This is a genomic window from Geodermatophilus sp. SYSU D00879 (assembly GCF_054050375.1).
Genome location: NZ_JBJGZF010000003.1, coordinates 180,561 through 203,613, shown reverse-complemented (window position 1 = coordinate 203,613; position 23,053 = coordinate 180,561). Strand labels below are relative to the sequence as shown.

Genomic DNA, 23,053 nt, shown 5'->3' with positions numbered 1-23,053 from the left:
GTCAGTCCCCCGCCGGCGCGGACGGCGGAGCCGGCGACGCCGCGCCCGGCCAGGCCGCGGCCAGCAGCCTGCGGGTCTCGGCCAGCACCTGCGGCAGCACCCGGGTGAGGCCGATGACCGGCATGAAGTTCGTGTCGCCGCCCCAGCGCGGCACCGCGTGCTGGTGCAGGTGATCGGCGATGCCGGCCCCCGCCACCGATCCCTGGTTCATCCCGATGTTGAAACCGTGTGCTCCGGTCACCTGCCGCACCACCCGCATCGCCGTCTGCGTGAACGCGCCCAGCTCGGCGACCTCGCCGTCGGTCAGGTCGGTGTAGTCGGGCACGTGCCGGTACGGGACCACCATGAGGTGCCCGGCGTTGTAGGGGTAGAGGTTCAGCACCGCGAAGACGGTCGCGCCGCGCGCCACGACCAGTCCCTGCTCGTCCGGCATGGACGGGATGAGGCAGAACGGGCAGTCGTGCTCGCCGGTGGGCTTGCCCGAGCCCCGGATGTAGGCCATCCGGTAGGGCGTCCACAGGTGCTCGAAGACGGCGGCCGGCCCGCCGTCGTCGGCGGAGACGGGGACCGTGAAGCCGTCGGGCCCCACGGTCACCGCGACTCCAGGGGGGCGTCCGCCGTCGGGTCGACGTTGTGCCGCGCGGCGACCCAGGCGGCGACGGCGTCGACGGCCTCGTCGACCGGCACGCCGTTGCGCTGGCTGCCGTCGCGGTAGCGGAAGGAGACCGCGCCGGCCTCGGCGTCGGTGGCCCCGGCGATGAGCACGAAGGGCACCTTCTGCTTGCTGGCGTTGCGGATCTTCTTCTGCATGCGGTCGTCGGAGTCGTCGACCTCGACCCGGATGCCGCGGGCGCGCAGCTTCAGCGCGACGTCGTCCAGGTAGCCGACCTGGTCGTCGGTGACCGGGATGCCGACCACCTGCACCGGCGCCAGCCACGCGGGGAACGCGCCGGCGTAGTGCTCGGTGAGGACGGCGAAGAAGCGCTCGATCGAGCCGAACAGCGCCCGGTGCAGCATCACCGGCCGCTGGCGCGAGCCGTCCGCGGCGGTGTACTCCAGGCCGAACCGCTCGGGGAGGTTGAAGTCGACCTGGATGGTCGACATCTGCCAGCTGCGGCCGATGGCGTCGCGGGCCTGCACGGAGATCTTCGGGCCGTAGAACGCCGCGCCGCCCGGGTCGGGGACGAGCTCGAGGCCGGAGTCCAGCGCCGCCTGCCGCAGCGCCTCGGTGGCGACCTCCCAGCTCTCGTCCGACCCCACGGACTTGTCCGGGTTGCGGGTGGACAGCTCCAGGTAGAAGTCGGAGAGGCCGTAGTCGGCGAGCAGGCCGAGCACGAAGTCGAGCAGCCCGCGCAGCTCCCCGGCCATCTGCTCGGGGGTGCAGTAGATGTGCGCGTCGTCCTGGGTGAAGCCGCGGGCGCGGGTGAGCCCGTGGATGACACCGGACTTCTCGTACCGGTAGACGGTGCCGAACTCGAACAGCCGCAGCGGCAGCTCCCGGTAGGAGCGGCCGCGGGACCCGAACACCAGGTTGTGCATCGGGCAGTTCATCGGCTTGAGGTAGTAGTCCTGCCCCTGCCGGCGGACGGTGCCGTCGGCATCGCGCTCCTCGTCGAGCTGCATGGGCGGGTACATGCCCTCGGCGTACCAGTCGAGGTGGCCGGAGATCTCGAACAGCCGGCCCTTGGTGATGTGCGGGGTGTTGACGAAGGAGTAGCCGCCCTCCTCGTGCCGCTGCCGGCTGTAGGCCTCCAGCTCCCGCCGGACGACGCCGCCCTTCGGGTGGAACACCGCCAGGCCCGACCCGATCTCGTCGGGGAAGCTGAACAGGTCCAGCTCGGCGCCCAGCCGGCGGTGGTCGCGGCGCTCGGCCTCGGCGACCTGCTCCAGGTAGGCCTTGTGCGCCTCGCGGCTCTCCCACGCGGTGCCGTAGACCCGCTGCAGCTGCGGGTTCTTCTCGCTGCCCCGCCAGTAGGCCGCCGCCGACCGGGTGAGGCTGAACGCCGGGATGGTCGAGGTGCGCGGCAGGTGCGGGCCGCGGCACAGGTCGGTCCACACGCGCTCGCCGGTGCGCGGGTCGAGGTTGTCGTACATGGTCAGCTGCGCGCCGCCGACCTCGACGGAGGCGCCGTCATCGGAGGACGCAGCCTCGCCGCCCTTGAGGCCGATCAGCTCGAGCTTGTACGGCTCGTGCGCGAGCTCGGCGCGGGCGTCGTGGTCGCTGATCTCCCGGCGGGAGAAGCGCTGGCCGGCCTTGACGATCTGCTGCATGCGCTTCTCCAGCGCCTGCAGGTCCTCCGGGGTGAACGGCTTCTCCGGGTCGAAGTCGTAGTAGAAGCCGTTCTCCACCGGCGGGCCGATGCCCAGCCGGGTGCCGGGGAACAGGTCCTGCACGGCCTGGGCGAGCACGTGCGCGGTCGAGTGCCGGATGACCGCGCGGCCCTCGGGGCTGGCGGCGGCGACCGGCTCGACCTCGGCGTCGGCGTCGGGGACCCAGGCGAGGTCGCGCAGGTCGCCGGTGGCGAGGTCGCGGACGACGACGGCGCCGTCGGGGCCCTTGAGCGCGACCCCGGCCTCCTTGAGCGCCTGCTCGGCCGTCGTCCCGGCCGGCACCCGGATCGGGGCGGTTGCGGCAGGGGTGGGCGCGGCGGACACGGGGGCTCCTGGGGGGTCGCGAGGTGCTCGGACGGCGCCCGGCCGGAGGCGGACGCGCACCGGCCAGCCTAACGAGCGTCCGCACCGGCCCCGGGGACCCGACTACGTGGGGAGGACCTCGTCGCCGACCGTGACCGTCCCCGGCTCGGCCACCTCGGCGTAGACGCCCAGGCAGTGCTTCGGCAGCCGCGTGACCTGCAGCACGGCCGAGCCCAGCCGCAGCCGGCGGCCCACCCAGGTCCGCTCGTCGTCGGCGGGCAGGTCGAGGAGCAGGTTGGCCCGCGGGTCCTCGGTGCCGCAGCCGGCCGGGACGACGCCGGCCGCCGCCCGGTCCAGCGCCTGCCGGGAGACCAGGTGCACCGCCGCGGCGCCCTCGGGGCGGCCGGTCAGCGGCTCGAGCCGCACCGGCCGGCCCAGCGCTGCGGCGACGGCGGCGGTGTCGAGGTCGGGGTGGCCGGTGGGGACGACGCCGGCGAGTGCCGGAGCGTCCTTGCCGCGCAGCACCCGCCCGTCGAGGTCGACGACGGCGGTCTCGCGGTCCCCGGCCAGCCCGGCGGGGCCGACGTCGGCGGACCGCAGGGGCGTCCCGGCGCAGCCGCGGACCGGGTAGACCGAGATGCCGACGACCGTCCCCGCGCTCACGCGGGCCAGGCTAGGCGGACCGGGCGACGACGACACCGCGGCGGCGCAGCCGGCGCAGCTGGGACTCCAGGTACGGCCGGGCCCGGCGCTGCCCGCCGCGGACGGCGATCGCCTCGGCCAGCCCGGTCAGGACGCGGGCCAGCCGCTCCTCGTCGGCGGGCCAGCCGCGGCGCAGGCACTCCTCCAGCCACTCGACCGGCGCGGTGTGCCCGCGCTCGCCGTTGCACCGCCGGCAGGCGGCCACCTCGTTCTCCAGCCACGACGGGCCGCCCTTGACCCGCGGCACGACGTGCTCGGTGGTGGGCGGGACGTGCCCGGTGAGCCGGCGGCCGCACCAGATGCAGGTGGGGCCGTCCCGCTCCACGGCCGCGTCCAGCCGGGCGACCCTGTCCAGTGCCATCACCCCCATGGTGCGCTCGATCCGGACGCGGGCGGCGGGTGCGCCGGGCCTGGTGCGTCAATCGCGGCGGGCGCGCCCGGCCACCCGCGGGGGCCGCGGTAGCAGCGCGGCCGTCAGGGCGGCCTGCCGGCGGCGGCGGACCGCCCGCCGGAACCGCTCCCGGCCGGGGCCGGCACCGGGCGGGGAGGCCGACCACACGAGGTCGCCCGCCGCCGTGCCGTCGTCGCCGGCGCGGTCCCGCAGGTGCGCGAGGACGCGGCCGGCGAGGGCGTCGTCGGCGAGGAGCGCCGCCCAGTCCTCGGGGTCCCGGCCCTCGTCGGCCAGCGCCTCGCCGATCCAGCCGAACACCCCGGGGCCGAAGGCCCGCACCGCCAGGTCCCCGACGACGGCGTGCGCGGCGTCGACCGCCGTCCCCGCCTCGAGCGCCACCTCCAGCTCGACGACGGCGCGCAGCGTGTACGCATCGGGCACCGGCGGGGTCGACTCCATGCCCGCATCGTGCAGCACGGCGGGTCCGCCACCGATGAGAAACGGGATCGGCCAGTGTCTGACCCGACGAGACCGGCCGACAGGGCCGGCCGACCGACCGAGGAGCAGACATGGGCGTCATCCGGGTGCACGAGTTCACCACCGTCGACGGGGTCGTCGACGCACCGATGTGGACGGTCGACTACGGGTTCCCCGACGACCTGGCCGCCTCCATCGGGTCGATCACCGCGCCGGCGACGGGCATCCTGCTCGGCCGCACGACCTTCGAGATGTTCGCGCCGGCGTGGTCCACCCGGACCGTCGAGGACGACCCCGGCGCGCCGTTCTTCAACGACACGACCAAGTACGTCGTCTCCTCGACGCTGGACGACGCCGAGGGCGTGTGGCGGAACTCCACCTCCCTCGGCGGCTACGACGCCGACCGGATCCGGGAGCTCAAGGCCGACCGGGACCTCTACGTCAGCGGCAGCGCCACCCTCGTGCGGGCGCTGGTCGCCGACGGGCTGGTCGACGAGCTGCACCTGTACGTGTACCCGGTGGCCGTCGGCGAGGGCATCCACCTGTTCCCCGAGGGCACGAAGCAGAAGCTGTCGCTGGTCGGCGTCGAGGCGCTGAGCAACGGCGTCGCGCACCTCACCTACGGCCCGGCCGCCTGAGCCGCCGGGACCGGCGCGAGAGGGCCGGGCTCCCCGTCGTCGGGAGCCCGGCCCTCTCGTCGTCTACGGGGACGGCAGCACGCAGAACTCGTTGCCGTCGGGGTCGGCCAGCACCACCCAGCCGACGTCCCCCTGGCCCACGTCGGCCGGGGTCGCCCCCAGCGCGAGCAGCCGCTCCACCTCCGCCCGCTGGTCCCCGTCGGCGGGCGGGGCGACATCGAGGTGCCACCGGTTCTTGCCCGCCTTCGGCGGCAGCGGCGGCCCGCCCCAGGTGATCTTCGGACCGCCGTGCGGCGAGCGGATCGCCGTCTCCTCGTCCTGGTCCCAGACCAGCGGCCAGCCCAGCGCCTCGCTCCAGAACGACCCGACGTCCCGCGTGCCGTCGCAGGCGAGCGCCCCGACGAACCCGCAGTCGGCGAGGAACCGGTTGCCTGCCTCGATGACGCAGAACTCGTTGCCCTCGGGGTCGGCGAGCACGACGTGCAGCTCCTCGGGGCCCTGGCCGACGTCCTCGTGCCGCCCGCCGAGCGCGAGGACACGGGCCACCGTGCGCTGCTGCTCCTCCGGCGACGTGCTGGTCAGGTCCAGGTGCGCCCGGTTCCGGCCCACCCTGGGCCGGTCGGTCGGGGCGAACCGGAGCAGGAAACCGGTGTCGTCGGCCGGCACGAGCGCGACGCCGCCGCGGGGGTCGTCGGCGGCGGTGTCCCAGCCGAGGACGCCGGCCCAGAAGCGGGCGAGCTCGGCGGGGTCGGCCGCGTCGACGGTGAGGGCGACCAGGGAACAGGGCACCCGGCGACGCTAGGGCGGCCGGGCCGGGGCGACAACGCGGTTTCCCCTGGACGACGAGAGGGCCGGGCTCCCCGTCGGGAGCCCGGCCCTCTCGTGCCGGTGGGCGATACTGGGTTCGAACCAGTGACCTCTTCGGTGTGAACGAAGCGCTCTACCACTGAGCCAATCGCCCGTTGCGCCGTCCATGATGCCAGACGGTCAGCGCCACAGGGGCACCCACCCCGGCACCCAGTCCGGGACGCCGGTGACGTGCAGGGTGACGACCAGGACGCCGTAGACGAACGCCGCCGTCAGGACGCCGATGCCCAGGCGCACCCACACCGGCTGGCGGCCCAGCCAGTCGGTCCAGGCCTTGACGTGCCGCTTGGTGAACTCCAGCAGCCGCTCGGCCCAGGTGAACTCGGTGGCGAGCACGAACAGGCCGGCGATGACGGTGAGCCAGCCGGGCCCCGGCAGCGGGATGGTGACCAGGCCGACGGCGACGACGAGGCCTCCGACGATGCCGACGACCATCCGGTAGGCGTGGTCGACCGAGCGGCGGGCGGCCAGGCGCCGGCGCCACCGGGACTCCGCGACCCGCTCGCGCAGGCTGTGGACGCCGTCGTGGTCGAAGTGCTCCCGCCGCTCCTCCGCGGTCGGTCGTGCCCGCCGCTCCCGCGGCGGCGGCGGCACCGTGTCCTGTCCGCTCAGCTGGTCACCTGCCCGTTCGCCACCACGTCCGACGGTCCCGCCGGAGCCTGCCGCCCGGGCTCGATGCTGATCGCGTACGCCGCGTAGTCGTCGAGACCGGTCGAGGCGGAGCCTACGGTCCGGAGGTCGGTCTGTGGGGACACGACGTCGAAGGTGCCGAGCGCCACGGGTGCGTCGTCGACCACCCCCCACACCACGTAGACGCTGTCGCTGCTGTCGTTGACCCGCAGGCCGTGCGCGACGACCTCCAGCTGCGCGTCGCGGGCGACGACGGTGGCCACCGGGTCGCCGTCGCGGTCCTGGACGGGGGCGATGGTCGCCCGGCCGGGCTGCAGCAGCGCCCCGAGGACCTGCTGCTGCTCCGCGGCGGCGGCGCGGGCGTCGTCCCGGGCGGAGCTGAGCACGACGTTCCAGGTGCCGAGCGCCAGGATCGCGGCGACGGCCGCGGCGACGAGGGCGTTGGGCAGCACCCGCCGCCACACCGGGCGCGGGCCGGGCGCGGGCTCCCCCGGCACGGGCACGTAGCCGGGGAAGCCGGTGGCGACGGGACGGTCGGTGCGGCGGCGCCCGCCGGGGGTGCCCGGCGCCGGCGGCGGCACGGGCGCCGCGGCCGGGGCGGCGGGGTCGACGCCGGCCGGCGGCGGGAGCTGCTCGGTCTCCTCGACCGCGGCCCGCAGCCGCTCGCGCAGCCGGTCGTCGGGCTCGGCCGGCGGCAGGTCCGCGGCCAGCGCCGCCATCACCTCGGCGGTCTCGGCGACGGTCCGGGTGCACCGCGGGCAGGTGGGCAGGTGGGCGCCGAACAGCGCCTCGTCCTCGGGCTCGAGCGCGTGCAGCGCCCACCCGACGGCGAGCTCGTCGAAGGGCTCGTGGGAGTCGGGGCGCGGGCTCACCGGGCACCTCCGTCCACCGCGGCGGGACCGCTGAGCGCGCCACCGGCGGTGGGCCCGGCGACCCCGCCGAGCTCCTCCTTCAGCCGGCGCATGCCGGCCAGCATGCGGGTCTTCACCGTCCCCAGCGGCGCGCGGGTCAGGGCCGCGACCTCCCGCTGCGTGTACCCGCCGTAGTAGGCGAGGGTGAGCGCCTCCCGCTGGGCGTCGGGCAGCGCCCCGAGCGCGGTGCGCACCCGCTCGGACACCACCCGGTCCCACGCCTCGTCCTCGACGTCGCGGGCGCTGGTGGGGGCGCTCAGCGCGAGGTCGTCCTCGGCGCGGGCCCGCCGGCGGCGGTGCGACTCCTCCCGGCGGACGGCGTCGACGGCCTTGTGGTGGACCATCGCCATCAGCCAGGCGGAGAAGCTGCCGCGGGCGCCGTCGTAGGCGTGCGGGTCGCGCCAGACGGTGAGGAACACGTCCTGGACGACGTCCTCGGCGAGGGTGTCGTCGGCGAGCACCCGCCTGGCCAGCGCGAACGCCGGCCGGCGGAACCGGTCGTAGAGGTCGTCCACGGCACCCCGGTCGCCCGCCCGTACGCGCGCCACGAGGTCCAGGTCACCGGGGTCGCCCTCCGGACGTCGTGCCGGACGCGTCACGGTTTCCATGGTCACACGTCGCATTCGCGACAGCGCGCTTCGCGGTTCACCACGCCGGGTAGGGGCATCCCCGGACGGTCACCGCCCCTGAACCCGGCGGGACCGCGCGGACCGGTCGGGAAGATGACCGCCGCGGCCGGCCCGGCCGTGGCGACACGCCCGGCAGCCGGTCGGCGCAACATCCGACTCCGCTCGTCGTTACACGTTGCATGGATCGAGGCGACATGGCACACCGCTCCCCGTCCGGGTACTCCGTCCCGACGACGCTGTACCTGGTCGGACCGACCTCGTGGACCGAGGTGCCTGCCGCCCTCTCCTACGCGGTGCACGACCCCTTCGCGGTGCGGATCGGCTTCGGCGAGAGCGGGGAGGTCACCGACGACGGCATCACCTGGCTGCTCGGCCGCGAGCTGCTCGCCGCCGGGCTCGAGCGGCCGGCCGGCGACGGCGACGTGCGCATCTGGCCGGCCCGCACCAGCGGTGACGTGCTGTACCTGCACCTGCGCGCCCCGTCCGGGGAGGCGCTGTTCGAGCTGTCCCGCGCCACGGTGGCCGCGTTCCTGCAGCGCACCGAGGAGCTCGTGCCCTCCGGGCAGGAGACGGCGGCGCTCGACGTCGACGACGAGCTGGCCGCGCTGCTCTCCGGCGGCGGTGCCGATCCCGGGGCGCGGTGACACCCCGGGGGGACCCCCCGTGAAACCCCCGCCAGGGGTCGGGTATGGTTCTCCCTGCAAGACAGCGACACAACAGAACACAGCAACGCGGACGTGGCTCAGTTGGTAGAGCATCACCTTGCCAAGGTGAGGGTCGCGGGTTCGAATCCCGTCGTCCGCTCGGGACCTCGGGCGCTGGTCGCGAGACCGGCGCCCGTGTGTGCGGTGGAGTGGCCGAGAGGCGAGGCAACGGCCTGCAAAGCCGTCTACACGGGTTCAAATCCCGTCTCCACCTCGGCTCCTCGCCGAGCGCGTGGAGCGGGCCGGTCGGCAGACCGGACTCGGGCGATTGGCTCAGTGGTAGAGCGCTACCTTGACACGGTAGAGGTCACTGGTTCGAACCCAGTATCGCCCACCAGCACGCAGAGCCCCGGACCGCAGCGGTCCGGGGCTCTCGTCGTTCCCGGGGCCGTCACCCCGCGCAGGCGGGTGGCGCTCAGCGCCGCTCCCCCACCGCCGGCGCCACCCGCTCCTCCCAGAACCGCTCCACCTGGGCGGCGAGGGCCTCGGGGGCGCCGCTGTTGTCGAGGACGACGTCGGCCACCGCCCGGCGCTGCTCGTCGGTGGCCTGGGCGGCGATGCGGGCGCGCGCGTCGTCCTCGGTGAGCCCGCGCAGGACCAGCCGGGCGACGCGGGTGTCCAGGTCGGCCTCGACGACCAGCACGAGGTCGTACGCGCCGGCCTGGCCGGTCTCCACCAGCAGCGGGACGTCCTGGACGACGACGGCGTCGTCGGGAGCCGCCTCGACGACCTCCAGGGCCCGGGCGCGCACCAGCGGGTGCACGATGCCGTCCAGCCGCGCCCGCGCCTGCGGGTCGGCGAACACGACCGCGGCCAGCGCCGGGCGGTCCAGCGCCCCCTCGGGGGTGAGCACCTCCGGCCCGAAGGCGTCGACGACGGCGGCCAGCCCGGGCGTGCCGGGCTCCACGACCTCCCGGGCGATGCGGTCGGCGTCCACGACCAGCGCCCCGCGGGCCGCCAGCAGCGCGGCCACCGTGCTCTTCCCCGACCCGATCCCGCCGGTCAACCCGATCCGCAGCACGGACGGACGGTAACGAGCGCGCGGACGGCGGTCACGGACGGGTAACACCCGTCCCCCGTGTCCGGCGCGTCGCACCAGTCACACCCGTCACTCCTCATAACGTCCGCCCCGTCGGTTCCCCATGGAGGGGGACGCAGCCGAGGAAGGCAGGCAGCCCGATGTCGCAGCCCCGTACCGCCGTCGCGACGGTCCCCGCCGGTCCCCGCACCCCGGGCCGGCACCGGGCGGAGCGTGCGGGCGGGGTCCGGGTGGCCGACATCCCCGCCGTCCGCGCCCGCATGGCCCTGCAGCAGGCCGAGCCCTCGCGCCGCGGGGCGTTCCTCCGCTGGCTGCTCGACGCCGCCCCGGCCGGCCGCCACACCTGGCAGTCGCTGGCCGCGGCCGGCGGCCGCCCGCGCTCGGCCTTCGCGATCATCCTCAGCCTCTGAGGGAGGTCCCCTCCGCGGCACGTCCGCGACGGGGCTGATCGGACCGGGTGCCCGCCCGGACGGGGACGGCGGGCGGGCACCCCTCTGCGCCACCCGGTGCACGCACGACAGAGGCCCAGGACCTCGCAGGTCCTGGGCCTCTGTCGTTCGTTCAGACCGTCAGCGCACGGTCAGCGGGTCACTCCCCGCCGGCGAGCTTGGCCCGCAGCGCGGCGAGCGCCTCGTCGCTGGCCAGCGTGCCGCCACCGGAGGTGGTGTCGCCACCGGTCGGCGCGTCACCGCCGGAGGAGTAGTTGCCCCCAGCAGCGGCCTCCGCGTCGGCCTCGCGGGCCGCGGCGATCTGCTTGCGGTGCGCCTCGAAGCGGGCCTGGGCCTCGGCGTACTGCCGCTCCCAGGTCTCGCGGGCCTCCTCGTAGCCCTCGAGCCACTCCCCGGTCTCCGGGTCGAAGCCCTCGGGGTAGATGTAGTTGCCCTGCTCGTCGTAGGACGCGGACATGCCGTAGGCGGCCGGGTCGAACTGCTCCTCGTCGCCGATGACACCCTCGTTGGCCTGCTTGAGCGACAGGCTGATGCGGCGCCGGTCGAGGTCGATGTCGATGACCTTGACGAGGATCTCGTCGCCGACCTGCACGACCTGCTCCGGGATCTCCACGTGGCGCTCGGCCAGCTCGGAGATGTGGACCAGGCCCTCGATGCCCTCGTCGACCCGGACGAACGCACCGAAGGGCACCAGCTTGGTGACCTTGCCCGGCACGACCTGGCCGATCTGGTGGGTGCGGGCGAACTGGCGCCACGGGTCCTCCTGCGTCGCCTTCAGCGACAGGGAGACCCGCTCGCGGTCGAGGTCGACGTCGAGGACCTCGACGGTGACCTCCTGGCCCACCTCGACGACCTCGGACGGGTGGTCGATGTGCTTCCAGGACAGCTCGGAGACGTGCACGAGGCCGTCGACGCCGCCGAGGTCGACGAACGCACCGAAGTTGACGATCGAGGAGACGACGCCGGTGCGCACCTGACCGCGGGCGAGCTTGTTGAGGAACTCGCTGCGGACCTCGGACTGCGTCTGCTCCAGCCACTGCCGGCGGGAGAGGACGACGTTGTTGCGGTTCTTGTCGAGCTCGATGATCTTGGCCTCGAGCTCGCGGCCCACGTAGGGCTGCAGGTCGCGGACGCGGCGCATCTCGACCAGCGACGCGGGGAGGAAGCCGCGCAGGCCGATGTCGAGGATGAGGCCGCCCTTGACGACCTCGATGACGGTGCCGGTGACGACCTCGTCGGCTTCCTTCTTGGCCTCGATCGTGCCCCAGGCGCGCTCGTACTGGGCGCGCTTCTTGGACAGGATCAGGCGGCCTTCCTTGTCCTCCTTCTGGAGGACGAGAGCTTCCACCTCGTCGCCGACCTTGACGACCTCGTTGGGGTCGACGTCGTGCTTGATGGACAGCTCGCGCGAGGGGATGACGCCCTCGGTCTTGTAGCCGATGTCCAGCAGCACCTCGTCCCGGTCGACCTTGACGATGACGCCTTCGACGATGTCGCCGTCGTTGAAGTACTTGATCGTCTGGTCGATCGCGGCGAGGAAGTCCTCGGCGGTGCCGATGTCGTTCACCGCGATCTGGGGGGTGCTGTCGGGACGGACCTGGGTGGAGGTCATGTGGTCGAGTGCTCCGGACGGGGGATGCGTAGGGACAGGTGGACCGCGGCCGGGTGACCGCGGGAGCGGGGAGAGCCGGCGCGCGCCGATCCCTTGCGGGTAACAGCACTGACAGACCTCTGGCGCACTCCCATGGTACGGACGCGCGCGCACCGGGGTCCACCGGGTGGGCGACCTCTGCCGATCCGGAGCGGCGTGTCACGCTGGGCGTGTCATGATGCCGCCGCCCGCGCTCCCCCTCGGGCCCGACGGATACCCCGCGGCCGGGGGTGTCGAACGCCGGCCGGCCGGGTCCGCCGAGTCGGTCCGGGCCAACCGCGGCTGGTGGGACGCCGCCGCGCCGGCCTACCTCGCCGAGCACGGCGAGGACCTCGGCGACGTCGACTTCCTGTGGTGCCCGGAGGGGCTGCGCGAGGCCGACGCGCGCCTGCTCGGCGACGTCGCCGGCCGCCGGGTGCTCGAGGTCGGCTGCGGCTCGGCGCCGTGCGCGCGGTGGCTGCGCCGGGCCGGGGCCGACGTCGTCGCGCTGGACCTGTCGGCCGGGATGCTCGCCCGCGCGGCGGAGCTCGGCCGCGGCACCGGGATCGCGGTCCCGCTGCTGCAGGCCGACGTCGGCGCGCTGCCGCTGGCCGGCGGGTCGTTCGACGTCGTCTGCTCGGCGTTCGGCGGGCTGCCGTTCGTCGCCGACGTCGAGGGGGCGCTGGCGGAGGTGGCGCGGGTGCTCCGCCCGGGTGGGCGGTTCGCCGCGTCGGTCAACCACCCGTTCCGCTGGCCGCTGCCGGACTCCCCCGACCCCGACGACCTGCGGGTGGTCTCGTCCTACTTCGACCGCCGGCCCTACGTGGAGACCGACGGCGACGGGCGGACGGTGTACGTCGAGCACCACCGCACGGTCGGCGACTGGGTGCGCGCCGTCGTCGGGGCGGGCCTGGTGCTCGACGACCTGGTCGAGCCGGAGTGGACGCCGGGCCGCACCCAGGAGTGGGGCCAGTGGTCCCCGGCCCGCGGCGCCCTCGTCCCCGGCACGCTGGTCCTGGTCGCGCACCGCCCGTGACCCTCGACTCGAGGTCGAGGGTCGTGACCGACTAGTGGGCGGCGGCGTCCCAGCTGCGGCCGACGCCGACGGAGACCTCCAGCGGCACCGACAGCTGCGCGGCCCCGGACATCTCGCGGCGGACCAGCGCCTCCAGCGCCTCCCGCTCCCCCGGCGCCACCTCGAGCACGAGCTCGTCGTGCACCTGCAGCAGCATCCGCGAGCGCAGTCCCTCCGCCTCGATCGCCCGCTCGACGCCGAGCATGGCGACCTTGATGACGTCGGCCGCCGAGCCCTGGATCGGGGCGTTGAGCGCCATCCGCTCGGCCATCTGCCGCCGCTGCCCGTTGTCGCTGGTGAGGTCGGGCAGGTAGCGGCGCCGGCCGAGGGTGGTCTCGGTGTAGCCGCGCAGCCGGGCCTCCTCGACGACGCCGTCGAGGTACTCGCGGATCCCGCCGAAGCGCTCGAAGTAGGCGTGCATCTGCTCGCGCGCCTCCTCGACCGAGATCCGCAGCTGCCCCGCCAGCCCGTAGGCGCTCAACCCGTAGGCCAGGCCGTAGCTCATCGCCTTGATCCGGCGCCGCATCTCCGGGTCGACGTCCTCGATCGGGATGTCGTAGGCCCGCGAGGCGACGAACGAGTGCAGGTCCTCCCCCGAGGTGAAGGCCTCGATGAGCCCCTCGTCCCCGGACAGGTGGGCCATGATCCGCATCTCGATCTGGCTGTAGTCGGCCGTCATCAGCGACTCGAAGCCCGGCCCGACGACGAACGCCTGCCGGATCCGGCGCCCCTCGGCGCTGCGGATCGGGATGTTCTGCAGGTTCGGGTCGATCGAGGACAGCCGGCCGGTGGCGGCGATCGTCTGCTGGAACGTCGTGTGGATGCGGCCGGCGTCGTCGACCATCGGGATCAGCCCGTCGATGACCGTGCGCAGCCGGGTCACGTCCCGGTGGCGCATCAGGTGCTCGAGGAACGGGTGCCCGGTCTGGGCGAGCAGGCCGGTGAGCGCGTCGGCGTCGGTGGTGTACCCGCTCTTGATCTTCTTGGTCTTCGGCAGCCCCAGCTCGTCGAACAGCACCGCCTGCAGCTGCTTGGGCGAGCCGAGGTTGATCTCCCGGCCGATGACGGCGTACGCCTCGGCGGCCGCGGCGGCCACGCCCTCGGCGAACTCGCGCTGCAGCTCGCCGAGCAGGTCCGTGTCGACGGCGATGCCGCGGTGCTCCATCCGGGCCAGCACCCGGGTGAGCGGCAGCTCCATCCCCTGCAGCAGGTGGTCCCCGCCCTTCTGGGCGAGGACCTGCTCGAGGGCGTCGGAGAGGTCGTTGACCGCGACCGCCTTGACCACGTCGGCGTGCGCGGCCTCGGCGGCGAGGTCGGCCTCGCTCGGGCCCATCCCGTCGAGGGTCATCTGGCCCTCGGGCTCGGCGGCGTCCTTGAGCTCGCGCTTGAGGTAGCGCACCGAGAGGTCGCCGAGGTCGAAGGAGCGCTGCCCCGGCGTCGCCAGGTAGGCGGCCAGCGCGGTGTCGCTGACCAGGCCCTGCAGGTCCCAGCCGCGCGCCCACACCGCCAGCAGCGGGCCCTTGACGTCGTGCGCCACCTTCTCGGCGGCCGGGTCGGCCAGCCAGTCGGCCAGGGCCTGCTCGTCGGCGACGTCGAGGTCGGGGCCGAGGTCGACGAACACGGCGTGGTCGTCGGCGGCGGCCAGGCCCAGCCCGGTCAGCTCACCGGTCCCCCGCCCCCAGGTGCCGCGGAAGATCACGCCGGTCCGCCCGGTGCGGGCGTGGGCGTCCAGCCAGGCGGACAGCCCGCCGGCCGGGACGTCGTCGGCGGTGACGTCGAAGCCGCCCTCGACCTCGGGCTCGGCGCTGCTCAGCGTGGCGAACAGCCGCTCGCGCAGCACCCGGAACTGCAGGTTGTCGAAGAGGGTGTGCACCTCGTTGCGGTCCCACGCGCGGACGGCGAGGTCCTGCGGGCCCAGCTCCAGCGCCACCTGCCGGTCCAGCTCGGTCAGCCGCCGGTTCTGCAGCACCGAGGACAGGTGCTCGCGCAGCTTCTCCCCGACCTTGCCCTTGACCGTGTCGACCCGGTCGACCAGCTCGTCGAGGGAGCCGTACTCGCGCACCCACTTGGCCGCGGTCTTCTCCCCCACGCTCGGGATGCTGGGCAGGTTGTCGCTCGGGTCCCCGCGCAGCGCGGCGAAGTCCGGGTACTGCTGCGGCGTCAGGCCGTACTTGGCCTCGACCTCCTCCGGCGTGAACCGGGTGAGGTCCGAGACGCCCTTGCGCGGGTACAGCACGGTGACGTGCTCGTCGACCAGCTGCAGCGCGTCGCGGTCGCCGGTGCAGATGAGCACGTCCATGCCCTGCTCGACGGCCTGCACGGTGAGCGTGGCGATGACGTCGTCGGCCTCGTAGCCCGGCGCGGTGATCACCGGGACCCGCAGCGCGGCGAGCACCTCCTGGATGAGGCTGACCTGCCCGCGGAAGTCGGTGGGGCTCTCGGAGCGGTTGGCCTTGTACTCCGCGTAGATCTCGCTGCGGAAGGTCTGCCGGCCGACGTCGAAGGCCACCGCGAGGTGGGTGGGCTGCTCGTCGCGCAGCACGTTGATCAGCATCGACGTGAAGCCGTAGACGGCGTTGGTCGGCTGGCCCGTCGTCGTGGAGAAGTTCTCCACCGGCAGGGCGAAGAAGGCGCGGTAGGCCAGCGAGTGCCCGTCGAGGAGGAGCAGCCGCGGCCGCGTCCCCGGACTCGAGGGGGCGGTGGGCGCGGGGGTGGTCACCGGAGCGGACATCGCGCACGATCCTAGGTGCGCCCGCCCACGGTTCCGAGGCCCCGCACGGAGGGCCGGCCCGCCCGCCGTTACGGTGCCCGGCGTGACCTCCGCTCCCCCGGACTGGCTGGCGCCCAGCGCGAGCAGCCCGCTCGACGACAAGCTCGGCATCACCATCGTCGACTACGACCCGGCCCGGCTCGTGGCGACGATGCCGGTGGAGGGCAACCAGCAGCCCTTCGGCCTGCTGCACGGCGGGGCCACGTGCTCGCTGGTCGAGACGATCGGCTCCTGGGCGGCGATGCTCAACGCCGGCCCGGGCAGGAAGGCCGTCGGGGTGGAGCTGAACGCCAGCTACCTGCGCGCGGCGACGTCGGGCACGGTCACCGCCGTCTGCACCCCGGCCCGCGTCGGCCGCACGCTGTCGACGTTCCTGATCGAGGTCACCGACGACCGCGGGCGGACCACCGCCACCGCGCGGCTGACCTGCGCGATCCTCCCCGCCTGATCAGGCACCCAAGGCCGGCAGCGCCCGGGACACCGGACGACGTCGTGGCGGCCGGGGCAGCGGGACGCCGCCGCGCTGCCAGGCGGCCAGCGACCGGGCCAGCGTCTCCCGCGGCACGATCCGGCGGGTGGTGAGCGGCGCGAAGCCCATCCGCGCGAAGAACCGCTGCCGCTCGGCCTCGTGCCCGCCGACCGCGGCGACGACGTGCTCGGCGCCGACCTCCGCGGCGTGGTCGGCGGCCGCGGCCAGCAGCGCGGCGCCGGCCCCGCACCGGCGGTGGTCCCGGTGCACGACGAGGTTGTCCACCGTGACCTGCGGGACGCCGAGCACCGCCGACAGCGGGTCCAGCCCCAGCACGGCGAGACCGACGGCGACCTCGCCCACGGTGGCCGCGGTCGCGGCGTTGGCGCCGGGCAGGACGGCGAGCACCACCCGGTGCGCGGGGTCGGCCAGCAGCCGCCGGAAGCCCGCCGCCGCGGCCGCCCCCGGTGTCTGCCCGGTGAGGACGCCCTCCGCGTGCGCCTCGGCGCGGTGCTGGCGCACCAGGGCGAGGACGGCGGGCAGGTCGTCGGGGCGCGCCGTGCGCGTGACGACGCGGGACCGCTGGCCGGTAGCAGACACGTGAGCCCTCCCTGGACGGCGCCGCCGAGCGTGCACCTCCCGCCGCCCGCGGCCACGCCGACGCGCCGGTCCTGGGACGGGAGTGATCACCAGGACGGGTGCGTCGGCGCGTCGCGCTTCGGTCACAGTGCGGCGACGAGGGAACGGGGACGCAACACGCCTGGGTTACCGTCACGCCTCCACTGCCACGACCAGGGAGGTTGTGTGAGGCACCCGTCAGCCACTGCCGGGCGACCCGAGCTGCACCGGAGCGCGATCCGCCCGGGGCGCCGGAGCGTCGTCCGCGGGGTGCTGCTGCGACTCCTGCTGGTCCTCGTTGCCGCCACCGGACTCGCCGTCCTGGTCCCCGGGGCCGCGAACGCCGAGGGCGAGCAGGTGCTGGGCACGCTGCAGACCAGCCGGTCCGGCCCCATCGAGGACGTCCAGGTCACGGTCACCACCGCCGCCGGCGACGAGGTCGACACCGTCGAGACCGACGAGAACGGGCGCTGGTCGGTCGACCTGCCCGGCCCCGGCGACTACGTCGTCACCATCGACGGCGACGACCTGCCCGAGGGCGTCGAGCTCGCCGGCGCGGACAACCGCGCGGTCACCGTCGACACCGGCCGGCGGGAGCCGGTGATCATCGGCCTCGAGGACGGCAGCCGCGGCGAGGGCGGCGGCACGGTCCGCGCCGTCCAGCTGCTGGTCGACGGCATCCGCTTCGGCCTGCTCATCGCCATGTGCGCCGTCGGCCTCTCGCTGATCTTCGGCACCACCGGGCTGACCAACTTCGCGCACGGCGAGCTGGTCACCATCGGCGCGGTCGCCGCCTGGTACGTCAACGTGCAGGGCGGCGTGCCGCTGATCCCGGCGGCGCTCATCGCGATGGTGGTCGGCGCGGCCGTCGGCGCCCTCAACGAGCTCGGCCTGTGGCGGCCGCTGCGCCGTCGCGGCACCGGCCTGGTCGCCGCCCTGGTCGTGTCCATCGGCCTGTCGCTGGTGCTCCGCTACGCCGTCCAGATCTTCTACGGCGGCCGGTCCAGCCCGTACCAGGTGTCCACCGGCCGCGCCGTCGACTACGGCCTGTTCACGCTGACCAACCGGGCGCTGATCTCGATCGTCGTCTCGGTGGTCGTCCTGGTGCTGGTGGCGGTCATGCTGCAGCGCACCAAGATCGGCAAGGCGATGCGCGCGGTCGCGGACAACCGCGACCTCGCGGCCTCGTCGGGCATCGACGTCAACCGCGTGATCCTCGTGGTCTGGATGATGGGCGGGGCGCTGGCCGCGCTCGGCGGCGTCCTGCTGGGCCTGTCCGACCAGGTGCAGTGGGACATGGGCTTCCGCCTGCTGCTGCTGATGTTCGCCGGCGTCACCCTCGGTGGCCTCGGCACCGCCTACGGCGCCCTGGTGGGCAGCCTGATCGTCGGTGTGTTCGTCCAGATGTCGACCCTCGTCATCCCGAATGACGTGAAGTACGTCGGGGGGCTCCTGCTCTTGATCGTCATCCTCGTCATCCGGCCCCAGGGCATCCTGGGCAGCCGGGTCCGGATCGGCTGAGCCGTGGGCGACCTCATCGACGCCCTGGCCGTCGCCCTCAAGGCCGGCCTCGGGTTCCAGGCGATCTTCTTCGCGCTGCTCGCCATCGGCCTCAACGTCCAGTTCGGCTACGCCGGCCTGCTCAACTTCGGGCAGATCGCCTTCGCCATGCTGGGCGGCTTCGGCATCGCCATCTCGGTCAGCCAGTGGGGCCTGCCCTTCTGGGTGGGCGTGCTGGTCGGCCTGGCGGCGGCCGTCGTCCTGGCCCTGCTGCTCGGCCTGCCGACCCTGCGGCTGCGCGCCGACTACCTCGCCATCGCGACCATCGCGGCCGCGGAGGGGCTGCGGCTGCTGTTCCGCTCGGTGTCGGCCACCCCGGTCACCAACGGGACCCGCGGCCTGTCCGCCTTCAACGGCGACTTCATCGCCCTCGCCCCGTGGGCGACCAACGAGCGCTACCGCATCCTCGGCACCAGCTGGTCCGGCGGCGAGCTCTGGGTCACGCTCGTCGGGTGGGTGATCGTGGCCCTGTCCTGCCTGCTGGTGTGGGCGCTGGTGCGCAGCCCGTGGGGCCGCGTGCTCAAGTCCATCCGCGAGGACGAGGACGCCGTCCGTGCGCTCGGCAAGAACGTGTACGTCTACAAGATGCAGGCCCTGGTGCTCGGCGGCATCCTCGGTGCGATCGGCGGCATGGTCTACGCCGTCGGGACCGGCTCGGCCGTCCCCGACCAGTACCAGAACGCCAACACGTTCCTGGCCTACGCCGCCCTGATCCTCGGCGGTGCGGCGCGGGTGCTCGGGCCGGTGATCGGCTCCATCATCCTGCTGTTCATCCTGCAGTTCGCCGACACCGGCCTGCGGCTCCTCATCGACAACGGGATCATCCCCGAGGGGCTGCTGTCGTCCACCGACGTGGCGCAGATCCGCTTCGTCCTGGTCGGGATCGGCCTCATGCTGCTGTTGGTCTTCCGACCGCAGGGCATCCTCGGCGACCGACGAGAGGTGATGCTCGATGCCCGCTGACAACACGCCCACCGGCGCCCACGCGGCGTCGCTGGACAAGGGCGGCTCCGGCCGCGCCCCGCAGCGGCTGGCCCAGGCGGCGCTGCGCGACGTCCCGTGGGAGGTCGGCGTCGCCAAGCCCGACCCGGCGATCGTCGTCGACGGGGTCACCCGCACCTTCGGCGGCCTGACCGCGGTCGCCGTCGACCACCTCGAGGTGCAGCGCGGCGGCATCACCGGGCTGATCGGGCCCAACGGGGCCGGCAAGACGACGCTGTTCAACCTGCTCACCGGCTTCGACCAGCCCAACACCGGCACGTGGAGCTTCGACGGCCGGCCGCTGGGCAAGCTCGCGCCGCACCAGGTCGCCCGGCTCGGCGTCGTCCGCACCTTCCAGCTGACCAAGGCGCTGTCCCGGCTCACCGTGCTGCAGAACATGCTGCTCGGCGCCCAGGGCCAGCGCGGCGAGAGCTTCTGGCGGGCGCTCGTGCCCGGGACCTGGCGGTCGCAGGAGAAGGCCAACACCGACAAGGCCATGGAGCTGCTCCGGCGGTTCAAGCTCGACGCCAAGAAGGACGAGTTCGCCGGCACCCTCTCCGGCGGTCAGCGCAAGCTGCTGGAGATGGCCCGCGCGCTGATGAGCGACCCCAAGGTCGTCATGCTCGACGAGCCCATGGCCGGCGTGAACCCGGCGCTGACCCAGAGCCTGCTCGGCCACGTCAAGGACCTCCGCGAGGAGGGCATGACGGTGATCTTCGTCGAGCACGACATGGACGTCGTCCGCGACATCAGCGACTGGGTGGTCGTCATGGCCGCCGGCCGGGTGATCGCCGAGGGGCCGCCCGAGTCCATCAGCCAGAACCAGGCCGTGGTCGACGCCTACCTCGGGGCGCACCACGACGCCCCGCTGACCGTCGAGGAGGAGGACCAGGTCCTCGCCCAGGCCGAGGCGCGGATCGCCGCCGAGGAGCACGGCGGCGGCGAGGTCCTGGCCTCCGACACCACCAGGGAGACCGACCGATGAGCGACCCGCTGTTCCAGGTCGACGAGTCCGGCGAGGAGGTCACCCGGGCCCAGGAGGCCGCGGCGGGCACCGCGGAGCTGTCGCCGGCGGAGAAGGCCGCCACCCGCGAGGAGCACCTCCGCCTCGCCGAGGGCGCCCTGGTGCGGGCCGACGACCTCGTCGCCGGTTACGTGCCGGGGGTCAACATCCTGCGCGGCGCCGACTTCTACCTGCAGGACGGCGAGCTGGTCGGGATCATCGGCCCCAACGGCGCCGGCAAGTCGACGCTGCTCAAGACGCTGTTCGGGCTCATCCCGGTGCGCTCGGGGTCGGTGAAGCTGCGCGGGGAGGACATCACCTCCGCGCCGGCCCACCGGCTGGTGTCCATGGGCGTCGGCTACGTGCCGCAGAACAACAACGTGTTCCCCTCGCTCACCATCGAGGAGAACATGCAGATGGGCGTCTACCTGCGGCCGAAGACGTTCAAGGAGCGCTTCGACTACGTCATCGACCTCTTCCCGCTGCTCGGCGAGCGGCGCAAGGGGAAGGCGGGCGCGCTCTCCGGCGGCGAGCGGCAGATGGTGGCCATGGGCCGGGCGCTGATGATGGACCCGTCCGTGCTGCTGCTCGACGAGCCGTCGGCGGGCCTGTCCCCCGCCTACCAGGACGAGGTGTTCATCCGCTGCCGGCGGATCAACGCCACCGGGGTCTCGATCATCATGGTCGAGCAGAACGCCCGGCGCTGCCTGCAGATCTGCGACCGCGGCTACGTGCTCGACCAGGGCCGCAACGCCTACACCGACACCGGCCAGTCGCTGATGACCGACCCGAAGGTCATCGAGCTCTACCTGGGGACCCTCGCCAAGGCGCAGTGACCGCCTGAGGCCCCGACGAGGCCGGCGCCCCCCACGGGGGCGCCGGCCTCTCGTCGTCCCGGGGGTCCGGGTGGGTAGGAGCGAGCCCGTGAACTGGACCTGGGACCTGCGCGGCCGCGACGGCGGCATGAACGGCCTGGACTTCTGCCGGGCGCTGACCGCCGGCGGCTTCTCCCGCGTGCTCGTGCACGCGGCGCCCGCCCGCCTGGCGGTACGGGTCACCGCCGACGACGACACCGTCGTGGCCCGCGGCGACGCCGACCGCGACGGCGACTACTCCCCCGTCACGCTGCTCGAGCTGACCGACGGCGGCCTGCGGCGCACCGAGGTGTGGCCCGACGAGAGCCACCTCGGCCTGCCGGTGCTGCTGCCCGGCGGGGAGGTCGGCGTCCTGCTGCGCTGGGAGCACGCGCCCGACCGCGGCTGGTGGCGCTGGGCGGTGGAGTTCTCCAACCACCGCGGGCGCCCGGCCGACTGGGCGCCCGAGGGCCAGTCGCTGCAGCGCTGAGCACACGACAGCGGCCCGGCACCCCGCGAGGGGGTACCGGGCCGCTGCCGGATGGTGACTACCTCACCGCCGCGGGGTCACCGCTGCGGGCCGACGCCCTGGTCGTTGAGGCCCTGCAGGATCCGCGAGGACTCCTCGAACCCGATGACGACGATCGCGTCCGGGTTGAAGTCGGCCATCTGCTGGACCTCGGCGTCGAAGTTCGCCGCCTGCGGGTCGTACGTCACGCTGACGATGTCGTCCTCGGAGAGGCCGGCGCTGACCAGGTTGTTCTTGGTGTTGTCGGCCAGGCCCGTGCCGTAGGGGTCGTTGAGCGCGAGGATCCCCACGGTGTTGTTGCCGTCGGCGATGATCAGGTCCGCGAGGGCGCGGGCCTGCAGCGTGTCCGGCGGGGCGGTGCGGAAGTACAGCCCGTTGTCGTTGTAGTTCGTGAACTGGTCGGACGTGTTCGCCGGCGAGAACTGCAGGACACCGGCGCCGGTGATGGCGTCGATGACCGTCAGGCTCACACCGGAGGACGCGGCACCGATGATCGCGTTCACACCGGACTGCAGCAGCCGGTCCACGGTCTGGGTGGCGGTGTCGGTGGAGGCGTCACCGGAGTCACCCTCGACGAGCTGGACCGGCTGGCCCAGCACGCCGCCGGCGGCGTTGATGTCGTTGACCGCCAGCTTGGCGCCGGCGACCTCCGGCGGGCCGAGGAAGGCCAGGTTGCCGGTCAGCGGCAGCAGCGTGCCGATGACCAGCGGGCCGCCGGTCGCGCCGGCCGGCGCGTAGGCCGGGCCCTCGTTGCTGGTGGCGTTGGCCTCGTCACCGGCGATGACGTACTCGGTGGCGTCGCTGTCCAGCGCGTTGTCGTCGCCGAACTGCAGCAGGCCGAAGCTGGCCGCCGCCGGCTCACCGGCGTCGGTGAAGGCCAGCGGACCGGAGATGCCGTCGTAGTCGACGTTGCCGCCGTTGTTGATGATCTCCAGGCACGCGGCGAAGTCGGTGCACTTGTCCCCGCCGGTGGTGATCCCGTTGACGTACGCCTTGAAGGTGTTGGCGTCGTTGGTGCCGGCGGCCTGCGCGGCCAGCGCCGTGACGATCACCGCGTCGTAGGTCTCACCCGCGTAGTTGTAGTCCTGCAGGTTGGGGTCCACCTCGAGCAGCCGGTCGGTGAACTCCGGGCCCAGCTCGGTGAGGGGCGTGGTGCCCCGCATGCCGGCGAGCGCGCCGTCGTCGGTGAAGTCCTCACCGAGGGCGTTGCCCATGTTGCCGTCGGTGCCGTAGATGTTGACCTGCTTCTCGCCGCCGCCCGAGGCGTCGCCGCCCGAGCCGCTGCCACCGTCGTCGCCGCCACCGCAGGCGGTGAGGGCGACGAGCGCGGCGGAGGTGACGGCGATGCTGCGGGCGTAGGTACGCGTGCGCATCCAGCAACTCCCAGTTGTCGTACGTCGGTCCGGCGGGCCCCGGACGTGCCGGGGCCCCGTCAGTCCGGTGAACGTAACTGCTGGATACGGGGATGGATGCGGGACGGTTGAGACCGTGAT

The 23,053-nt window shown here is 73.8% G+C and carries 24 protein-coding genes and 4 tRNA genes; 13 read left to right on the top strand and 15 right to left on the bottom strand.

The genetic code is table 11. From position 1 onward, the window contains the following. Position 1: 1 nt before the first annotated feature. The 5 genes from ACI79B_RS06605 to ACI79B_RS06585 form a co-directional block, all read right to left on the bottom strand. Positions 2-595 (bottom strand): HIT family protein, encoded by a 594-nt coding sequence (locus tag ACI79B_RS06605; RefSeq protein WP_456926731.1) that lies wholly within the window; start codon positions 593-595, stop codon positions 2-4. Then, the gene (gene thrS, locus ACI79B_RS06600) at positions 592-2,655 is read right to left on the bottom strand and encodes a threonine--tRNA ligase (protein ID WP_456926730.1); all 2,064 of its coding nucleotides are present in this window, start codon (positions 2,653-2,655) and stop codon (positions 592-594) included. The genes ACI79B_RS06605 and thrS overlap by 4 nt, the downstream gene beginning before the upstream one ends. 102 nt (positions 2,656-2,757) lie before the next feature. Next, positions 2,758-3,297: an MOSC N-terminal beta barrel domain-containing protein gene (locus tag ACI79B_RS06595; RefSeq protein WP_456926729.1), complete on the bottom strand. Its 540-nt coding sequence runs from the start codon at positions 3,295-3,297 to the stop codon at positions 2,758-2,760. A 10-nt stretch (positions 3,298-3,307) separates the two neighbouring features. Further along, positions 3,308-3,697 (bottom strand): HNH endonuclease, encoded by a 390-nt coding sequence (locus ACI79B_RS06590; protein WP_456926728.1) that lies wholly within the window; start codon positions 3,695-3,697, stop codon positions 3,308-3,310. 57 nt (positions 3,698-3,754) lie between these two features. Continuing rightward, positions 3,755-4,186: a hypothetical protein gene (locus ACI79B_RS06585; RefSeq protein WP_456926727.1), complete on the bottom strand. Its 432-nt coding sequence runs from the start codon at positions 4,184-4,186 to the stop codon at positions 3,755-3,757. 110 nt (positions 4,187-4,296) lie between these two features. On the opposite strand from ACI79B_RS06585, the gene ACI79B_RS06580 reads away from it, so the two are divergent. Next, positions 4,297-4,842: a dihydrofolate reductase family protein gene (locus ACI79B_RS06580; RefSeq protein WP_456926726.1), complete on the top strand. Its 546-nt coding sequence runs from the start codon at positions 4,297-4,299 to the stop codon at positions 4,840-4,842. Between the two features lie 63 nt (positions 4,843-4,905). On the opposite strand, the gene ACI79B_RS06575 is transcribed toward ACI79B_RS06580, so the two are convergent. The 5 genes from ACI79B_RS06575 to ACI79B_RS06555 form a co-directional block, all read right to left on the bottom strand. Continuing rightward, entirely contained in the window at positions 4,906-5,631 is a 726-nt protein-coding gene (locus ACI79B_RS06575; protein WP_456926725.1) for a VOC family protein, read from the bottom strand. Between the two features lie 100 nt (positions 5,632-5,731). Next, a tRNA-Val gene (locus tag ACI79B_RS06570) sits at positions 5,732-5,803 on the bottom strand. 26 nt (positions 5,804-5,829) lie between these two features. Then, entirely contained in the window at positions 5,830-6,303 is a 474-nt protein-coding gene (locus ACI79B_RS06565) for a TIGR02611 family protein (protein WP_456926724.1), read from the bottom strand. A gap of 14 nt (positions 6,304-6,317) precedes the next feature. Beyond that, the gene (locus ACI79B_RS06560; RefSeq protein WP_456926723.1) at positions 6,318-7,211 is read right to left on the bottom strand and encodes an anti-sigma factor domain-containing protein; all 894 of its coding nucleotides are present in this window, start codon (positions 7,209-7,211) and stop codon (positions 6,318-6,320) included. Continuing rightward, positions 7,208-7,858 carry a sigma-70 family RNA polymerase sigma factor gene (locus ACI79B_RS06555; protein WP_456926722.1) on the bottom strand — a complete coding sequence of 217 codons (651 nt, stop codon included), beginning with the start codon at positions 7,856-7,858 and terminating at the stop codon, positions 7,208-7,210. The genes ACI79B_RS06560 and ACI79B_RS06555 overlap by 4 nt, the downstream gene beginning before the upstream one ends. A gap of 215 nt (positions 7,859-8,073) precedes the next feature. Here ACI79B_RS06555 and ACI79B_RS06550 point away from each other — a divergent pair, with 215 nt between their 5' ends. From ACI79B_RS06550 to ACI79B_RS06535, 4 genes are all read left to right on the top strand, one after another. Continuing rightward, complete coding sequence (locus ACI79B_RS06550) at positions 8,074-8,523, top strand: SsgA family sporulation/cell division regulator (protein WP_456926721.1); 450 nt, start codon at positions 8,074-8,076, stop codon at positions 8,521-8,523. Positions 8,524-8,610: 87 nt separating this feature from the next. Further along, a tRNA-Gly gene (locus ACI79B_RS06545) sits at positions 8,611-8,683 on the top strand. Positions 8,684-8,726: 43 nt separating this feature from the next. Beyond that, positions 8,727-8,797, top strand: a tRNA-Cys gene (locus ACI79B_RS06540). 48 nt (positions 8,798-8,845) lie between these two features. Further along, positions 8,846-8,920 (top strand) — tRNA-Val (locus tag ACI79B_RS06535). A gap of 78 nt (positions 8,921-8,998) precedes the next feature. Here the strand turns inward: ACI79B_RS06535 and coaE are convergent. Next, positions 8,999-9,604: a dephospho-CoA kinase gene (gene coaE / locus ACI79B_RS06530; RefSeq protein ID WP_456926720.1), complete on the bottom strand. Its 606-nt coding sequence runs from the start codon at positions 9,602-9,604 to the stop codon at positions 8,999-9,001. A gap of 158 nt (positions 9,605-9,762) precedes the next feature. Between coaE and ACI79B_RS06525 the strand changes: the two genes are divergently transcribed. Then, on the top strand, positions 9,763-10,032 hold the full coding sequence (locus ACI79B_RS06525; protein WP_456926719.1) for a hypothetical protein: 270 nt from the start codon (positions 9,763-9,765) through the stop codon (positions 10,030-10,032). A 178-nt stretch (positions 10,033-10,210) separates the two neighbouring features. Here the strand turns inward: ACI79B_RS06525 and rpsA are convergent, their stop codons facing one another. Then, entirely contained in the window at positions 10,211-11,683 is a 1,473-nt protein-coding gene (gene rpsA, locus ACI79B_RS06520) for a 30S ribosomal protein S1 (protein ID WP_456926718.1), read from the bottom strand. Between the two features lie 214 nt (positions 11,684-11,897). Here rpsA and ACI79B_RS06515 point away from each other — a divergent pair, with 214 nt between their 5' ends. Then, complete coding sequence (locus ACI79B_RS06515; RefSeq protein WP_456926717.1) at positions 11,898-12,737, top strand: class I SAM-dependent methyltransferase; 840 nt, start codon at positions 11,898-11,900, stop codon at positions 12,735-12,737. Positions 12,738-12,768: 31 nt separating this feature from the next. Here ACI79B_RS06515 and polA read toward each other — a convergent pair whose 3' ends face one another. Further along, the gene (polA, locus tag ACI79B_RS06510; protein ID WP_456926716.1) at positions 12,769-15,507 is read right to left on the bottom strand and encodes a DNA polymerase I; all 2,739 of its coding nucleotides are present in this window, start codon (positions 15,505-15,507) and stop codon (positions 12,769-12,771) included. 82 nt (positions 15,508-15,589) lie between these two features. Between polA and ACI79B_RS06505 the strand changes: the two genes are divergently transcribed. Beyond that, on the top strand, positions 15,590-15,994 hold the full coding sequence (locus tag ACI79B_RS06505) for a PaaI family thioesterase (RefSeq protein WP_456926715.1): 405 nt from the start codon (positions 15,590-15,592) through the stop codon (positions 15,992-15,994). On the opposite strand, the gene ACI79B_RS06500 is transcribed toward ACI79B_RS06505, so the two are convergent. Further along, positions 15,995-16,615: a GNAT family N-acetyltransferase gene (locus ACI79B_RS06500; RefSeq protein ID WP_456926714.1), complete on the bottom strand. Its 621-nt coding sequence runs from the start codon at positions 16,613-16,615 to the stop codon at positions 15,995-15,997. A gap of 288 nt (positions 16,616-16,903) precedes the next feature. Between ACI79B_RS06500 and ACI79B_RS06495 the strand changes: the two genes are divergently transcribed. The 5 genes from ACI79B_RS06495 (at position 16,904) to ACI79B_RS06475 (ending at position 21,521) form a co-directional block, all read left to right on the top strand. Then, positions 16,904-18,154: an ABC transporter permease subunit gene (locus tag ACI79B_RS06495; RefSeq protein ID WP_456926713.1), complete on the top strand. Its 1,251-nt coding sequence runs from the start codon at positions 16,904-16,906 to the stop codon at positions 18,152-18,154. Between the two features lie 3 nt (positions 18,155-18,157). Then, complete coding sequence (locus tag ACI79B_RS06490; protein WP_456926712.1) at positions 18,158-19,156, top strand: branched-chain amino acid ABC transporter permease; 999 nt, start codon at positions 18,158-18,160, stop codon at positions 19,154-19,156. Further along, positions 19,146-20,159 (top strand): ABC transporter ATP-binding protein, encoded by a 1,014-nt coding sequence (locus ACI79B_RS06485; protein ID WP_456926711.1) that lies wholly within the window; start codon positions 19,146-19,148, stop codon positions 20,157-20,159. Before ACI79B_RS06490 ends, ACI79B_RS06485 begins: the two co-directional genes overlap by 11 nt. Beyond that, positions 20,156-21,013, top strand: a complete 858-nt coding sequence (locus tag ACI79B_RS06480) for an ABC transporter ATP-binding protein (RefSeq protein ID WP_456926710.1) — start codon at positions 20,156-20,158, stop codon at positions 21,011-21,013. The genes ACI79B_RS06485 and ACI79B_RS06480 overlap by 4 nt, the downstream gene beginning before the upstream one ends. 88 nt (positions 21,014-21,101) lie before the next feature. Beyond that, entirely contained in the window at positions 21,102-21,521 is a 420-nt protein-coding gene (locus ACI79B_RS06475) for a DUF7712 family protein (RefSeq protein WP_456926709.1), read from the top strand. A 77-nt stretch (positions 21,522-21,598) separates the two neighbouring features. Here ACI79B_RS06475 and ACI79B_RS06470 read toward each other — a convergent pair whose 3' ends face one another. Further along, the gene (locus ACI79B_RS06470; protein WP_456926708.1) at positions 21,599-22,933 is read right to left on the bottom strand and encodes an ABC transporter substrate-binding protein; all 1,335 of its coding nucleotides are present in this window, start codon (positions 22,931-22,933) and stop codon (positions 21,599-21,601) included. Positions 22,934-23,053: the final 120 nt, after the last annotated feature.

Excerpts from the sequence above, each read along its gene's own strand:
- ACI79B_RS06590 (WP_456926728.1), bottom strand. The coding sequence starts at position 3,697 with ATGGCACTGGACAGGGTCGCCCGGCTGGACGCGGCCGTGGAGCGGGAC.
- ACI79B_RS06585 (WP_456926727.1), bottom strand. The coding sequence starts at position 4,186 with ATGGAGTCGACCCCGCCGGTGCCCGATGCGTACACGCTGCGCGCCGTC.
- ACI79B_RS06580 (WP_456926726.1), top strand. The coding sequence starts at position 4,297 with ATGGGCGTCATCCGGGTGCACGAGTTCACCACCGTCGACGGGGTCGTC.
- ACI79B_RS06555 (WP_456926722.1), bottom strand. The coding sequence starts at position 7,858 with ATGGAAACCGTGACGCGTCCGGCACGACGTCCGGAGGGCGACCCCGGT.
- ACI79B_RS06550 (WP_456926721.1), top strand. The coding sequence starts at position 8,074 with ATGGCACACCGCTCCCCGTCCGGGTACTCCGTCCCGACGACGCTGTAC.
- ACI79B_RS06525 (WP_456926719.1), top strand. The coding sequence starts at position 9,763 with ATGTCGCAGCCCCGTACCGCCGTCGCGACGGTCCCCGCCGGTCCCCGC.
- rpsA (WP_456926718.1), bottom strand. The coding sequence starts at position 11,683 with ATGACCTCCACCCAGGTCCGTCCCGACAGCACCCCCCAGATCGCGGTG.
- ACI79B_RS06515 (WP_456926717.1), top strand. The coding sequence starts at position 11,898 with ATGATGCCGCCGCCCGCGCTCCCCCTCGGGCCCGACGGATACCCCGCG.
- polA (WP_456926716.1), bottom strand. The coding sequence starts at position 15,507 with ATGTCCGCTCCGGTGACCACCCCCGCGCCCACCGCCCCCTCGAGTCCG.
- ACI79B_RS06485 (WP_456926711.1), top strand. The coding sequence starts at position 19,146 with ATGCCCGCTGACAACACGCCCACCGGCGCCCACGCGGCGTCGCTGGAC.
- ACI79B_RS06480 (WP_456926710.1), top strand. The coding sequence starts at position 20,156 with ATGAGCGACCCGCTGTTCCAGGTCGACGAGTCCGGCGAGGAGGTCACC.
- ACI79B_RS06470 (WP_456926708.1), bottom strand. The coding sequence starts at position 22,933 with ATGCGCACGCGTACCTACGCCCGCAGCATCGCCGTCACCTCCGCCGCG.